At 38.9% G+C, this 15,727-nt stretch carries 9 protein-coding genes and 1 pseudogene; 5 read left to right on the top strand and 5 right to left on the bottom strand.

Going from position 1 to position 15,727, the window contains the following annotated elements; translation table 11 throughout:
* The 3 genes from KZ793_RS18115 to KZ793_RS18125 all read left to right on the top strand — a co-directional run.
* A partial coding sequence (locus KZ793_RS18115) for a VENN motif pre-toxin domain-containing protein (RefSeq protein ID WP_225816603.1) occupies window positions 1-1,364 on the top strand: 1,364 nt, incomplete at its 5' end.
* A 115-nt stretch (window positions 1,365-1,479) separates the two neighbouring features.
* Window positions 1,480-1,683: a hypothetical protein gene (locus KZ793_RS18120; RefSeq protein ID WP_225816604.1), complete on the top strand. Its 204-nt coding sequence runs from the start codon at window positions 1,480-1,482 to the stop codon at window positions 1,681-1,683.
* A 328-nt stretch (window positions 1,684-2,011) separates the two neighbouring features.
* The gene (locus KZ793_RS18125; RefSeq protein ID WP_225816605.1) at window positions 2,012-2,653 is read left to right on the top strand and encodes an SMI1/KNR4 family protein; all 642 of its coding nucleotides are present in this window, start codon (window positions 2,012-2,014) and stop codon (window positions 2,651-2,653) included.
* 1,030 nt (window positions 2,654-3,683) lie between these two features.
* On the opposite strand, the gene KZ793_RS18130 is transcribed toward KZ793_RS18125, so the two are convergent.
* Both KZ793_RS18130 and KZ793_RS18135 read right to left on the bottom strand, forming a co-directional pair.
* Window positions 3,684-5,714 carry a hypothetical protein gene (locus tag KZ793_RS18130; protein ID WP_225816606.1) on the bottom strand — a complete coding sequence of 677 codons (2,031 nt, stop codon included), beginning with the start codon at window positions 5,712-5,714 and terminating at the stop codon, window positions 3,684-3,686.
* Window positions 5,715-5,716: 2 nt separating this feature from the next.
* Window positions 5,717-10,204, bottom strand: a complete 4,488-nt coding sequence (locus tag KZ793_RS18135; protein WP_225816607.1) for a hypothetical protein — start codon at window positions 10,202-10,204, stop codon at window positions 5,717-5,719.
* 452 nt (window positions 10,205-10,656) lie between these two features.
* Between KZ793_RS18135 and KZ793_RS18140 the strand changes: the two genes are divergently transcribed.
* Both KZ793_RS18140 and KZ793_RS18145 read left to right on the top strand, forming a co-directional pair.
* Window positions 10,657-12,024, top strand: a complete 1,368-nt coding sequence (locus KZ793_RS18140) for a pyridoxal-phosphate dependent enzyme (protein ID WP_225816608.1) — start codon at window positions 10,657-10,659, stop codon at window positions 12,022-12,024.
* Window positions 12,025-12,041: 17 nt separating this feature from the next.
* Complete coding sequence (locus tag KZ793_RS18145; RefSeq protein WP_225816609.1) at window positions 12,042-13,196, top strand: trans-sulfuration enzyme family protein; 1,155 nt, start codon at window positions 12,042-12,044, stop codon at window positions 13,194-13,196.
* A 90-nt stretch (window positions 13,197-13,286) separates the two neighbouring features.
* Here the strand turns inward: KZ793_RS18145 and deoD are convergent, their stop codons facing one another.
* From deoD to KZ793_RS22965, 3 genes and pseudogenes are all read right to left on the bottom strand, one after another.
* A complete protein-coding gene (deoD, locus tag KZ793_RS18150) occupies window positions 13,287-14,003 on the bottom strand; it encodes a purine-nucleoside phosphorylase (RefSeq protein WP_225816610.1) in 717 nt (238 codons plus the stop codon).
* Between the two features lie 82 nt (window positions 14,004-14,085).
* The gene (deoB, locus tag KZ793_RS18155; RefSeq protein WP_225816611.1) at window positions 14,086-15,309 is read right to left on the bottom strand and encodes a phosphopentomutase; all 1,224 of its coding nucleotides are present in this window, start codon (window positions 15,307-15,309) and stop codon (window positions 14,086-14,088) included.
* Window positions 15,310-15,612: 303 nt separating this feature from the next.
* Window positions 15,613-15,711, bottom strand: a pseudogene (locus KZ793_RS22965) (hypothetical protein); the annotation flags it as partial.
* Window positions 15,712-15,727: the final 16 nt, after the last annotated feature.

Raw genomic sequence — 15,727 nt, forward strand, 5'->3', positions numbered from 1 at the left:
AAATCAGTGCGCAGGTGATTGACATCGCCAGTACCGAAGGAGCCATTATCGCCACCAAAGCGGCCCACGCTAAACTGGAGAACATCAGTGAACCGGATAGAAAAGCGGCCATAAAAGTCCTGGAGGATAAAGGTAAAACCGACATCACCCCGGAACTCATTAAAGACCAGATTTACAAGACCGCCTATAACCAGGCATTGAATGAATCTGGCTTTGGCACCGGTGGGAAATACCACACCGCTTTACAGGCCGCTACCGCAGCCATTCAGGGACTCGCGGGAGGCAATATTGGTCAGGCACTGGCGGGCGGTGCTTCCCCTTACCTGGCCGGGGTGATTAAAGACCTGACCACCGACCCGAAAACCCATCAAGTGGATGTCGTAAGTAATACCCTGGCCCATGCAATTCTGGGGGCAGTAGCGGCCGAAGTCAGCGGTAACAATGCACTGGCAGGTGCGGCAGGCGCGGCGGGCGGTGAACTGGCCGCCCGGGAACTGATGAAGCACATTCACGGCGAAAATGTTAAAGTCAGTGACTTAAGTGAAGAAGAAAAACAGACCATCAGCACCCTCTCCACTCTGGCAGCGGGTCTGGCTGGCGGCATTGCCGGTGACTCCACCGGCAGCGCCGTTACCGGGGCCCAGGCCGGAAAGAATGCGGTGGAGAATAACTTTTTGAGCTTTGATGAAGCCCATGCTTTTGATAAAGAAATGACGGCATGTAAAGCCGCAGGCAAGGATTGTCAGCCAGTTATCAACAAATATGCCGCAATACATAAAGCAAATTCAGAGCAATACCGGAAAACCTGCCAAGAAAATCCGTTAGTTTGCGCAGCTGGTACGGATAAGGCCATGGTTGAGGGTGATGTGACAGAGCCTGAAAATGTTTTTGGTTTGATGGCCGGAGGGCGTTCGTTATTTAATTCAGCCGCGTCTGGCAATGCCAAAATGATCGGTACGGGCTTAAGTATGGGCGCGAATGGAGCCGTTCAGGTGGCGAATGGTAACACCGGAGATAAATTTGATTATTTGAGCTTATTTCTTGCTGGAGCGACTGGCTGGAGCGGAACAGGCAGGTCACTGTATGCAAATGTAGGAGTAAATGTTGGTGGTGCATATCTTGGAAGCCAAGTAACGAGTCAAAACTCAGAAGCGGCAATGGTTGGTGCAGCATTCGGAACAACCTTAGGGTATGGTATGGGCTCAGCAATTACAGGCAAATTGGAAGCAGCAGAAATTAAAAATCATTTTGGTATGCCGGGAAGTTATAATGCTCTGAAATACAGTGATAAGCCTGTTTATTCCAACTTTTTAACTAACGGAGTGGAGTTAAGTCCGGCTCCAAGTATTGGGGGGGATTTGTAGGATCCGGCTTGTTAGAGTATAGCGGTGCAACCATAAATACTAATATTACAGATAATAAATCAAAGCATAGTGACGATATAAGTAATAAATCCTTAAACGATAAGGATGGTAGAAAATGAAGTCATCTATCATTAATTTGATTTTATTAGTAATAATTTGTGCAGCAACTTACTCATTTGGTCTAGTCGCGGTAGAGTGGCTTTTAACTGACAGAAGTATCTATCAACTTGATTGGATGAAGAGCCTGAAACTTGGTAGTTTGCTCGGCGGAATAGGAGGGATCGTTATTTGGCTGATGTACCGCTTTAATATACGCTAGTAATCTTTTAATCTCTGATAAGATCCCAGCCCTAGTGAACTGCCCTCCCGAAAGTTGGACACCCAACAAGTAAGGGGGAAGTTCTCCATGAAGAATTACAGGAAGCATTTGCTCAATATTATCTTTCTACCACCAGATGAGATAACTAGATGCTTACACTTTATTAGGGTAGGAAAAGTGGATTTAACCCATCACCAACCTCGGCGGACAAATTTAAGCCCGTGACCACATTTCTGCACTGGCAAACCGGGATATCACCACCGCCTCTTACCCTGCATGGAGAGATACTTTTTGTATGTCAAAAAGACAGAGACGGAGAAATGAAAAAATGTGGCCTTTAGCTGATAAGTTATTATCTATTTGTAGTAATGACCTTTCTTCTGTTAAGTCAGGAAAATACATTACTTCTGTTTATGAGCCATCATTAATAGATGAATTAAGTTATCTATTAACGAAAAAAAATGGATTTTATGGGTTTGAGTCAGCCTTACGAGTTTTTCCATATGAAACAGTGAGCGAAGAAATCGGCCTAATAGACTGGAATAACAGTGAACTATGGATTGACTCATATGAAGATATGGCTAAAGACGCTCTTTTTTTTGCAGAAGACATCTTTGGAAATCAGTTTTGTTTAAAAGGTGATTACATCTATACATTCGATCCTGAAACGGGTTTATTTGATAAACTGGCTGAAAACATAAATGAATGGTGTGGAATTATATTGCAAGATTACGAAGTCCTAACTGGGTATTCTTTAGCACATTCCTGGCAAAAAATTAATGGCCCTATTCAATCTGGTTATCGTTTAATACCTAAAGTTCCCTTCGTTGCAGGAGGAGAATATAAATTGGAGAATCTTTATTTAGCCCGTTCATTTGAAGCTATGAGGATTAGAGCTAATTTTGCTCTGCAAATACGGAATATCTCTGATGGAGATAGTATAAAAATAGGTATAACAGATTGGAGATAACATGCAATTTATAGCAAATTGAAATGGAATTCAAACCAATATGAAGTGCCTCAAAGAGTTGAGCAGTTTACACTAAACGGCTAATGATACCTGAGTCAGAAATCCCACCTGACTGAGACTATTTAATTTTTAGCCATGCTCTCAATTTGCTGAAAAACTTATTTAAAATACAAGATGTCGTCGCATCATCTAACATTTCAGATACAGATTACCCGCTGAAAATATTATTAAAGTCGTCTCCTTTTAGAAAATAGATTATCTGATTAAATTATTCATATGACTATCTTCCATTTTTCATTGATAGCTTTATGACATACAGAGTTTAAACCACTATTAAAAGTCATGTTCTTAATCTCTGGTTTTAATCGGCATAAGGTTTTAACAGTTATTTTTATCCTTTCCGAATTTTATTTTTACTGGCTCTATTTTACTAGCAATCCTAAGTGATTTTCATAATTCAGCCAGTAAATAGCCTGACGATATTAAACATACCCTTTAAGTTTTTTCGGATAAACCCTCCTTTTTCATGGCTTAAATCCTGCCAAATTAACCGTTTTATCTCTTTTTTATTGCATTATTTTTATAGCTTACTTTTTAAAATGATGGTGAGAAAACATCTAAGTTTCAGTTCATTAGAAAATTTTCTCTGTCGTGCTGATTTCTTTTTAATTTTCTATTAATGGTTAATGGATTTCGATTTAATGTCATTAATTGCTCTGCTAAAAAGTAGGCTTTCAGAATGAGCATATGAATTCGGTGTGTCCTCTCGTATTTCCGCAATATGACAGACCGGGTGGTGATTTTCAATACAAAATACCCCCTCAACCGCTCCCAATATACTGCCTTTCATCAGTATGAGAAGCAGATAGCAAGTCCGTTCTTAGGTCTCTTTTTCCTTTTGCAGGTTTGTATGACGATTCTCGACGTTGTGAAACACTCGACGGGGCTAACGCACCGTGACTTTTAGCATGGCCTCGGTGCCGCCGGGGTAATCCTTCCGTTTTTTCGGAGAAAACCTTTTAATTTCCACCTAGTTTTCAATGTATATCTTAGCTATTTTCTCAAATAAAGAGCTTTTACTAACTTCCCTTAGCTTTAATATATCGTTGGTAAAAGAACGTAGGAAAATAGATGTGATGTTTTGTTCCATAGCATTTATCTGTTTACCCTCTTTATCCATAGTCAGAATATTGTAAATTAAGTTCTCTTTTGCAATCGTTTGATTAGGTGAATTACATGGTGATACAAAATATAATAAGTCATCTCCCCTCGGTTGAAGATAAATATGTTCATACTGACTATTCTGCTTAGGCGCTAAGTAATAGGGTAAAACTGTTTCAATCGGATTACATACTCTATTCACTAAACTTTCATCTTCCAAGGCATATTCAATATTATCTATTTTCTGATTACCGATGATCCTGGGAATTCTATTCGAGTTATATCGACTAAGACATACTTTTTCAACATTATCAAACAAATAAAAAGAGTCATTATAAAGTTTTGATATATTTTTCATAAATTCGCATTTTTCCTCAAGGGCCGACTGACTCTTTACAAGTGAATGCTCATTGATAAAAATCGTTTTATTATGAATGTCAACATTAACTATTGAAGCAAGTATTTTCTTATTTTTCTTAAATCCATCAGGAATCCTAATATATACAAGAGTTATCTTTAAATCTGGAAGATCAATATTTTCAATTTTTTTCTCTTTGAATACCTTCTCTTTTATCCAAAATTCACTTTTGATCTTTTGAATTTTTATAACTATTTTGTCGCTTAACTTTTCCAGGCCAGTCTTCTTATCGTTTCCCACAATATTATCATCTAAATTTATACCCTGAATAACTGTTTCACCTTGCGATTCAAGCCTATAATGTTTTAATTCCGAATAGTAATCCAATTCAGCATCTTCTATTCCATTTTCTCCAATATGCTTAAATGCATCCCATGTCGTGTTTTTAATTTCACCTTCGACCAATATACTGGTTTTAGCTCCACCATCCAATGAATTGAGAACCAAATAGTTTTTATTTTTATCCAATGCATCAAAATCTTTAGCAGAGGAATAAGTTAATTTTTTTAGTTCAAATACTTCCTTAATCTCTTTTTCCAAAAACATTTTTGATTTACTATCAGAAGAATGCTTTGGAATTCTGGCATCTATTAATACCAGAGGATGTAATAAATTTTTATTAACCGTGATAAAGTCATGAAGGACGTAGTCAGCTTTAAAGTATCTTTCACTAAAAGAGATCTCAGCATGATTTAATAGTTCTTTTATTTTTTGTATAATCAAGTTTTGAACATAATTTTTACTATTTCGATATCCTTTCATGAATCGCATAAATTCTTTCTTAGAGTGTTCATTGGTATTGATATTATCTGTGACTTGAAAATTATTTTCTTTAGTTCTAAATAATAATTGAGTTTCTTCTGTATTGTATGAATCCACTTTTTTTTCAATTCTAAAAGCCTTTCTATGTAAATTTACGACTAACTCTTTTTGATAAATAAAATGAAAACGCGGATAAAAAGCATCAATTATATTACCACGTTTTTCTGCTGATAAATAAATTCGTGAATTATAAAACACAGGTTCTATTTCATAGTTCTCTTCAAGCTCTTTAAGAAAAATTCTTTTAATATGCAATCCCACAATCGCAGAAAAAACATTGCATAAAAAATTGCTATTTTCTTCAAATTTATCAATAAACCCTTTTATGTCATATTCCTGGTCGGAAAGATAAAAAAAGTGAATTGCTTTATTATTCCAAAAACTATCGTAAAACACTTTTTCTGATAGATTTAAATTTAGTTTTTTCCTTATAATTTTCTGTATTTCCTTATCTACTTTAGCATAGAAATCTTTGTCTCTCTCGCCCTCTTCTTTAACAAAGCTCTTTTGACCGTGAGTAATATATAATCCACTACCATCATCTACTTCAAATAGCTTTTCTATATTATCAGAAATATTCCCGCCAATGTCTAAAATATTAGTTTTAGCTACAGGAGAAACGCCAGAACAATCCTTAGCAATATCAACTAACTTTATCATTATCAACCACCTTGCAATAAATTTAATATCTGTTTATTAATACGAACTTCTCTAACTAAATCACTTCCTGAACCTATACGAAAATCCTGATCATAATCTTGCTTTTTATTTTCATACCCAAAGTATTCTTTAAATAAGTTAAGATAATAAATTTTACTATCTGGAGATACTTCTTGTTCAAGATTTAATGGGTTATTCTCCATACGAGTATTTAAGTATACGAACTTAACCGATTCATATTTATTATCAATATAACTTAAAATAGTTCCAGCTTTTCTTTGAGCATTATCATGTGTTTTTAAAGATTGCTCTCTTTTATCTAAAGTAGATGACCAATTTTTTGTATCAACACAAATTAAATGCTTATCCACCTCAATATAAAAATCAAACAACTCATAGGCTTTTTTTCCTATTTTTTCACTCAATAATTCAGGTTCTATTGGCTGACAATTATGTAATCTAGCCAAAAGTAGGGTAAATAAATATTCACCAATATTCCCTTTGAGTAATGGAATAAAAAAGGGATGTGGAATGCAATCTTTAAACACCTTCTTGTTTATAATTTCAATTTCTTTTAAAAGATGTGTGACATGTTCATCTTTTCTACCACCAACTCGATTACCAATACCTGAAAAAATCCATTCTTTAGGATGATATATTGAATAGCCATGCTCAATATCAGTTAACGTTACTATCCCATCTTCAAGATTTTTAATACTTAACTTCAACTGTGGAGCGGTAGATGTATCAATATATAATGCATCAACCGCATCCATCATTGCTTGGTTGTTTTGAATATGAGGATTTGATTTCAATTTTTTTACATAGTTTGATGGCGATATCAGACTTTCAATAGATCGAAGCTGTTCGTTAAATATAATCGCTTCAACATTATCTTTCCTTGCAACTGAGAGCACCTCTGGAACAAAATCTTCAAAAAATTCTTTAAGTAAAGCCGAATTTCGAGCTATTTCTTTCTCAAATGATTTTCTCTCTTCACACGATTTAAAACTACACATCATTCTTTCTTTTTCGCATAACAGCATAAAATGATGATTTAATAAAGACATACTCTCTAATATCGGACGATTTTTTTTAATTCTCGTAAATTGATTAAACAGAACTATTCCATCCTCTACAGCACTATCCGGGATGAATATCTCTGTATTCATCTTCGTATCTTTACGCTCAACACGACCAATAGCTTGCATTAAATCTTTTAGTTTAGCAATCATATGTTCACGCATTAAGAACTGGTAATCTTCACCACTTGATAAATTGATGTCAAAATCCTTTAGAAATTTTTCTTCATCTGAATCAGAACATTGTTTCATTAACAGCAGATAGTTTTGCAACGAGTGAAGTGTCCTATCATTTGTTTTTTCATCCTTAATGATTGAACTCCAGAATGGCGCACTCGTTAATACTAAACGCTCAAAATCTTCCTCGAATAAATCCCCCTCTTCTCCCGGATAAGTAAGAAAATAATTTAACCCTGTACCAGCACTTTTATAAGAGGAGAGTAATACAACTTTCGTATTTTCATCCTTTACATGGGTGAAGTCTCTAATATTACACTCTTTACGTAATTTCGCATCAAATAAAATCACACGGATCTTAGGTTTATTTGCAAAAGGTAAATACTCAAATATTTGCCATGAATCATGAATTTTTTTGATATTCTTAATCTTTACTTCTGAGCTGGAAAAATATTTTTTCAATTTACGCTGAAAACGATTACTCAATGCCAAACTCATCGTATGCTTACCTTGATAAGCAGCAAGGAGCATAGAACAAAGCTGACGTTCGAACTCTATCTTTTGGTAGTTATTTAAACTCTTTTTAAAGTTTTTATCCAAACCGTAAAGCTCGTTTATAAGAAAATTAAATTTTACTTTAAAACTCTCATCAAAATCTTTGCAAAAATCAAATAAAGGAAGATCTGAATTAAATATACCAAAGTCAATAGTTCTCAGTTCCGCTCGTTTATCCCGTAAAGAAGCCAATAAAGCAATATCAGTACCACTTCGCTCAATGATTTGAATATCTAAGTTATTTGGTTTACCAGAGCAAAACCGCCGTAAGAAATTACGATTATATTGTCCTGAATAGGTTTCAGCAAAACCTGTCGTCGCACTGAGACAAATTACGCTATTCCTTGTGTTATAGAGACTACGGAGCAAAGCCACTTCGGGCTGCTCTTTAATAAGATCAAGAGTAAAATTTATATACGTGAGATTACTTAATGTCTCGTCTTGAAACTCTAACTCTTTCATCCGCTCTATGGTAAATACTGTTTTAGACTGAAAATATGTATAGAAGTAAGAAATCAACATTTCTTCCGATGCAGGATGATCAAACATTTGTTTCAGTTCATTCCTGATTTTTCCTGCCTTCTGTATAAACTTATACATCAAAAAGTTTTGGCTACTATCCCCCGCCTGCTTAAGTGATTTAGCAAATTGTGAGCGACTGGAAATCTTCGCAGCAGCAGCCAATACAACCATCGCAAGTTGATAAGTATCATGCAGAGAAGGATTTTTATCTCCACTATCCGTAGAATAATATAACTGACAACCACTCCCTCTATGTACAAATTCAATTTTTACCTTCTTTAGTGCTTCTTCATTAAAAAAACGTTTGGGAGAAAAGCTAAATACATTTCTTGTAATATTAATGACTTGTTCAATATCATCACTCTTAATTTGAACAAAATCGATATTGCCAGAAAAAAGTTTAAGTAAAGACTCCAAGTTTTGTTCAATAGTTCCTTCTAAAGATAGCTCGCAATTCTTTTCCAAATATACCTTGATATCATGAATAAATTCATTTTTCTCAGAGAAAAAAGGTAAATATGGCATCTTAGCAACATCAATATCTTTTACTTGTTGTAATAGACGGTAAGTTACCGCAAAAACATGAACAAGTTGTACTTTGTTATCAATTAAATTCACACTACGCGACGTTGAAAAAACTCGGTAAGCCTCATGTTCTTCATCAATCACTAATGTAAAACTGATATTGTGTTTTCTAAAATAGCTTTCGTCGTCGATCTTGAAAAACTCTGTCTTTAAATATTCAATTTGTTCTGCAACAGGGGATTCTAAAAAAGCACTTAATATACTGTCTGTGAGTTTCTTTTTTCCACCAATTAAGTAATCAAAAGGCATCGATTTTACAATATATTTACCTGCCTTATTTATCCATGGCATTTTAATCGGTCTATCAAATTTGCTCGTCGTTGCCAGCAGAATACAAGGCGAAACCATCGCTGCTGCCATAGGTATACAATGAAAGATAATTTCTTTACGCAACCGCTCAATCTTGTTCTCTGCTCGCATAATAGCAGGTAGGTTAACTGCCAACTCTTGTCGGTTTAAAGCGGCCTTAGATAACTCATCAAGCGCCCTCGTTAAATTAGATTTATACTTTTGAAGTTGATCTTCGGAATCCTGAATAAGATCAAATTCATCACCCTGCCGTTTTTGTCTTAAAATTTGCTTTTCAATATCATCTATCATTCTAACAATAACAGCTAAATTATTGGCTTTCGATTCCAGCTGTGATCTTTTCGCTCTTTTTTCCCATGTTAAATAACGTTTTCTATTCTCAATAATTTCTCCGTTGCAATCTTCAATCCAATTTACAAAGTTCAAGTCTCTCAGATCTTCCTGACCATAAAGGCCAAGAAATTCAATACCTTTTTCCTTCGCCTGTTTAATCAGCTTCTTGTCAAAATCAATCTGTGCTTTCTGGGGAGTAATAAATAGAAAATTGGTAAAATCACTGTTTTTCGCATTAACAGCAACTGATTCAATGTAACGGCTAAGTACTCCATAGCTCTTACCAAAACCCGTTCCGTCATTTGAAAATACCAGTTTCGGACTATTATTTTGATATACGCTATAGAGTTCAGATAATCGAGCTCTCAATGTGTTAATTTCATCTTTAAGAGGCTGTGGAGCTCTCTTAGTCGCTAAATAATTAGCAAGGCCAAGTTGTTCTGACTTACGGCTTACGCCACATGGCTGATATTCTCCATCTAAGAAAATAATTAATTCTTGGCGATACAATTCTTGTATAATGTTTCTTTTCGATCGATTTAATTGCAGGGAAAAGTGAGCAACAACATCATTCATCAACCACCCCGCCTCAAAAAGCTGATTAGCTTTTAAAAATACCTCCCTCTCTTTCTTTTCCAGCGCTTTATAAGATACACACAATGTAAAATTATCTTTAGATGCTGTTTTGTCTCTCATCGGCAAAGCGACTTTGCGTGCCTTATCTCTACTCCTTTGATATAGGAATCCCATCTTTGCAAGCTCAAACATAATCGCAGTAGTTGTCGCTTCATCATGTTTAAGATCTTGTCTAATATCCTCCAAAATTCGAGCATGTTCATCAACAACATTATCTAACTTCTGAAATAACTCCAATTTCTTATAAGCAATATCAAAAAGTTTTTCTTTTAAGGTTTCAGACCACCTCATTCATAAAATCTCTTCTGTTTTATTTTTACACGATCAAACTCTACACAAAATGTATATGATTTTCCAGAGTAAAGATAGAAGACAGGAAGATGTTATTTTAAAATCACAATAGAGACGCCAAGAAACAAGGTAAAAATAGTCATCATCTTGTATATGGAATATTTTTGAAACCTGAATACTTCTTAGATTAATAACTAAGTTATCGAAGTAAAAATTGCTGATAAAAATCATCGGCTTTATTCTGATTAGCGCCTGACAGTAAATTAAATGATTTTATTTACCTCACACTTTAATAAATCAGGAAATCTAAACGTCTATACTTCTGAACATCTAAAATAAAACTAATATATTCCTTTTGGCTATATATGGTTGCTATTCATTCTTTCAAACAAATACGTATACAGAGTTATCCTCCATAACTATCTGAATACAACGGATTATCTGGAGATGATATGACCACATCACGCTCTGTTCTCGATATGATTGGCAATACCCCGTTGCTGGAGTTAACGCATCTGAATACCGGTCCATGTCAATTATTTATTAAGCTGGAGAATCAAAATCCCGGTGGCTCTATTAAAGATCGCGTTGCTCTTTCCATGATCGAGCAGGCGGAAGAACAAGGGCTACTTCAACCTGGTGGTACTATTATCGAAGCCACGGCTGGTAATACCGGCATTGGATTGGCATTAGTTGCCGCCTTGAAAGGCTATAAATTGATTCTGGTTGTTCCAGATAAGATGAGCCGGGAGAAGGTGTTTCATCTGCGTGCACTGGGTACCGATGTACGTCTTACCCGTTCTGACGTCAGTAAAGGTCATCCAGAGTACTATCAAGATTATGCTCTACGTCTGGCGCAAGAGATCCCCGGTGCTTATTATATCGATCAGTTCAATAATCCGGCTAATTCAGCAGCGCACACTACCACTACCGGACCAGAAATCTGGCAGCAAATGGACCACAATGTCGATGCAGTAGTGATTGGTGTCGGGTCCGGTGGCACGCTTGGCGGCTTGAGTCACTATTTCGCTCAAGTTTCGCCGGAAACTGAGTTTGTTCTGGCAGACCCAAATGGTTCTATCCTGGTGGACTATATCGAACACGGCAAATATGGTGAGGCCGGGAGTTGGCAGGTGGAAGGCATCGGCGAAGATTTTGTCCCTCCTCTGGGTAATTTTAGTCGAGTGCATCATGCATACCGCGTCAGTGATACAGAAGCTTTTTCCAGTGCCCGTGATCTGCTGCTAAAGGAAGGTGTACTGGCGGGTTCTTCCAGCGGAACCTTGCTCGCCGCCGCACTACGCTACTGCCGTGCGCAAACCACCCCCAAACGTGTGGTTACGCTAGCGTGTGATAGTGGAAACAAGTATCTGTCAAAAATGTTTAATGATTATTGGATGCTAGAACAGGGATTCCAATCACGTGTGCAACAGCACGATCTCAGCGATTATATTACTTACCGTTATCAGGATGGCGCTACGGTTTTTATATCGCCAGAGGATACGTTGAAAACCGCTCATACCCGCATGCGCTTGTATGAGATTTCTCAATTACCGGTGCTGGAAGGAGAGCAAGTAGTCGGCATTATTGATGAGTGGGATTTGATGCACACCGTACAGGCTGATCCACGCAATTTTAGCCTGCCCGTTAGCCACGCCATGACTCATCAGGTGAAAACGCTGGATAAGAACGCTTCTCTGCAACAATTGATGGCAACTTTCGACGCCGGACATGTGGCACTGATCGTCGATAATGGCCGCTTTCTTGGGCTGGTAACTCGCACAGATGTGCTGAACGCATGGCGTCAGCAACTTAATTGATTTTTAGGAATGACTTTATGACCAAGTTCGATACTAAAACTGTTCACGCCGGCTACACACCGGATCACACTGGCGCAGTAATGCCGGCAATTTATGCAACATCGACTTATGCCCAATCAGCCCCCGGCCAGCACACTGGTTATGAATATTCCCGCAGTGGCAATCCGACACGTGATGCTCTGGAAAGTGCGATAGCCGAACTGGAAAACGGTAGCCGAGGCTACGCCTTTAGTTCAGGGCTGGCTGCCAGTTCCACGGTGCTAGAACTCTTGGATAAGGATAGCCATTTGGTGGCGGTCGATGATCTGTACGGTGGCACTTATCGGCTGTTCGAAAAAGTACGTAGCCGCAGCGCCGGTTTGCGTGTCACTTATGTGGAGGCCAATGACATTGCCGGCCTTGAAGCAGCTATTCGTCCCGACACAAAAATGATTTGGGTGGAGACACCCACCAATCCCTTGCTGAAACTGGCCGATCTGACGGCTATCGCACAAATAGCGCAACGCCACGGTATTATTAGTGTTGCAGATAACACTTTCGCTTCACCATATCTTCAACGCCCACTTGATGTGGGATTTGATATCGTCGTGCACTCCGCCACTAAATATTTAAACGGCCACTCTGATGTGATCGCAGGGCTGGCAGTCGTCGGAAAAAATGCAGAACTAGCAGAAAAACTTGGTTTTCTGCAAAACTCTGTCGGTGGCGTGCTCGATCCCTTTAGTAGTTTCCTGGTGCTGCGCGGAATGCGGACACTGGCTCTGCGTATGCAGCGCCACATTGACAGTGCATCAAAGATCGCACATTGGCTGGAGCAACAGCCTCAGATCGAAACCGTCTTCTATCCCGGCCTCGCTTCCCATCCACAGCATGAGCTGGCGAAACGTCAAATGAAGGGCTTTGGTGGTATAATTTCTGTTCACTTAAAAGGTGATGATGATTACGCCCGCCGGTTAATTAAAGAGCTAAAACTATTTACATTGGCAGAAAGTCTGGGCGGGGTGGAGAGTCTGATCAGCCAACCATTTAGTATGACTCACGCGTCTATTCCATTAGAAAAACGCCTTGCTTCCGGGATTACACCACAGTTGATACGTATTTCTGTGGGTATAGAGGATGCAGAGGATCTTATCGCCGATTTGGCTCAAGCGTTGGAAAAATCCGCTCAATAAAAGAGCAATGCCAGCCAATTCTTTCAACTGGCTGGCATTAAATAAAAAACGATTCTTTTTATGCAATCAAGAGCAAATGTAGAACCGGGATTATTTATCACCCAGCAGAATGGATTCCAGGGCGATTTCAATCATTTCATTGAAAGTCGTCTGGCGTTCCTCGGCGGTCAATTTTTCATGAGTACGGATGTGGTCAGAAACGGTACAGATAGTCAGTGCTTTTGCGCCATATTCAGCCGCAACACCGTAAAAACCCGCTGCTTCCATTTCTACACCCAGAATGCCATATTGTTCCATTACATCAAACAGTTGTGGATCAGGTGTATAGAACAGCTCAACCGAGAAGATGTTACCTACGCGCACATTGATGTTTTTTGCTTTAGCCGCATCAACGGCGTTACGAACCAGATCGAAATCAGCAATCGCCGCAAAATCATGATCTTTAAAACGTATACGGTTAACTTTGGAATCAGTACATGCCCCCATGCCAATAATCACATCACGCAATTGAACATCTTGACGTACTGAACCACAGGAACCTACACGGATAAGGACTTTAGCGCCAAAATCAGTGATGAGCTCTTTGGCATAGATAGAGCAGGATGGAATACCCATACCATGCCCCATCACAGAAATCGGGCGGCCTTTATAAGTACCGGTAAACCCCAACATACCGCGTACATCGTTTACCTGCCGCACATTTTCCAGAAAAGTTTCAGCAATATATTTCGCACGTAATGGATCGCCAGGCATCAGAACAACGTCTGCAAAATCACCCATCTCAGCATTAATATGGGGAGTAGCCATAATTAAGTTCCTTATATTTTTTTATTTACTGGTTATTTTAGTGATATATGGCTGCCCAAAAGCAGCCAATCCAATAAGTAGGTCAGAGCATTGATTTGCCATATTCCATTGGCGACAGTTCAAAATATTTAGCGACTGTCTGTCCAATATCAGCAAAAGTTTCACGGTGACCCAATGAACCAGGTTGTACTTTTGGTCCATAAATCAGCACCGGAATGTGCTCACGAGTGTGGTCAGTACCAGACCATGTAGGGTCACAACCGTGGTCGGCGGTCAGGATTAAAATGTCATCACCCTTCACCAGTTTCAGCATTTCAGGCAGACGACGGTCAAACAGTTCCAATGCCGCCGCATAACCCGGAACATCGCGACGATGACCATAAGAAGAGTCGAAATCAACAAAGTTAGTGAATACGATGGTGTTGTCACCCGCTTTTTCCATTTCCACCAGCGTTGCATCAAACAATGCATCAATGCCGGTCGCTTTCACTTTTTGCGTAATGCCGACGTTTGCGTAGATATCGGCAATTTTACCGATAGAAACGACTTCGCCATTTTTCTCATCGACCAATTTTTTCAGCACGGTAGGAGCAGGTGGCTCTACAGCTAAGTCGTGACGATTACCGGTACGCTGGAAATTACCCGCCTTGTCTCCAACAAATGGACGCGCAATAACCCGGCCAATATTGTAATCGCCATCAGTCAATTCTTCACGGGCGATTTCGCACAGCTCGTACAGACGATCTAAACCGAAAGTCTCTTCGTGGCAAGCAATCTGGAATACCGAGTCAGCAGAGGTATAGAAAATCGGTTTACCCGTTTTCATATGCTCTTCACCCAGTTTATCCAGAATAACCGTACCAGAAGAGTGGCAGTTACCGAGATAACCCGGTAGATTTGCACGCTCTACCAGTTTATCCAACAATGCCTGCGGAAAGCTGTTTTCTTCATCTTTGAAATAACCCCAGTCAAACAACACCGGGACACCGGCAATTTCCCAATGACCTGATGGTGTATCTTTACCGGAAGAGAGTTCACTGGCATAAGCGTAAGCACCAATAATGTCTGCGTCTTTATCCAAACCGACAGGGAAAGTTCCACAGGACTCCTCAGTCGCTTTACCTAAACCTAAGCGGCTTAAATGCGGCAAATACAGAGGCCCTTTACGACCAACATCAGCATCACCACGGGCACACGCTTCTGCAATGTGCCCTAAGGTGTTAGATCCCTTATCACCAAATTTTTCGGCATCTTTACTGGCGCCAATGCCAAAAGAATCCAATACCATGATGAATGTACGTTTCATAAATTTTCTCCTGCGTCAAATCACACTATACTCGTTATCTTTCAAGCTNNTATACTCGTTATCTTTCAAGCTGCCTCTTTGTTGGCTGCACTCGCTCACCCCGGTCACATAGTTTGCTATGCTCCCGGGGATTCACTCCCTTGCCGTCGCGATGCAACTTGAAATCCATAGGGTATAACAATGCGAAAATGCCACCATTATCTAATAATAAGTATGGTTATTATTCGCTAATTTGGCGATAAACCATCGGTGTGGCTGGCTTGGCTTCTGTACCCAGAGCAACGATATTGCTCAGCCCCATACTATACCCACACTATAATCAATGCGATCTGTTGCCTTACGGCGCCCTCCACCAAGGGAAACTACAGACATCCCTATAGCACGGGTATCCATTTCATTCAGTGGATACCCATCACGT

The sequence above is a fragment of the Photorhabdus antumapuensis genome (genome assembly GCF_020387775.1).
Classification (GTDB): domain Bacteria; phylum Pseudomonadota; class Gammaproteobacteria; order Enterobacterales; family Enterobacteriaceae; genus Photorhabdus; species Photorhabdus antumapuensis.

Coding starts and splice junctions, on each gene's coding strand:
- KZ793_RS18120 (WP_225816604.1), top strand. CDS start 1,480: ATGAAGTCATCTATCATTAATTTGATTTTATTAGTAATAATTTGTGCA.
- KZ793_RS18125 (WP_225816605.1), top strand. CDS start 2,012: ATGTGGCCTTTAGCTGATAAGTTATTATCTATTTGTAGTAATGACCTT.
- KZ793_RS18130 (WP_225816606.1), bottom strand. CDS start 5,714: ATGATAAAGTTAGTTGATATTGCTAAGGATTGTTCTGGCGTTTCTCCT.
- KZ793_RS18135 (WP_225816607.1), bottom strand. CDS start 10,204: ATGAGGTGGTCTGAAACCTTAAAAGAAAAACTTTTTGATATTGCTTAT.
- KZ793_RS18140 (WP_225816608.1), top strand. CDS start 10,657: ATGACCACATCACGCTCTGTTCTCGATATGATTGGCAATACCCCGTTG.
- KZ793_RS18145 (WP_225816609.1), top strand. CDS start 12,042: ATGACCAAGTTCGATACTAAAACTGTTCACGCCGGCTACACACCGGAT.
- deoD (WP_225816610.1), bottom strand. CDS start 14,003: ATGGCTACTCCCCATATTAATGCTGAGATGGGTGATTTTGCAGACGTT.
- deoB (WP_225816611.1), bottom strand. CDS start 15,309: ATGAAACGTACATTCATCATGGTATTGGATTCTTTTGGCATTGGCGCC.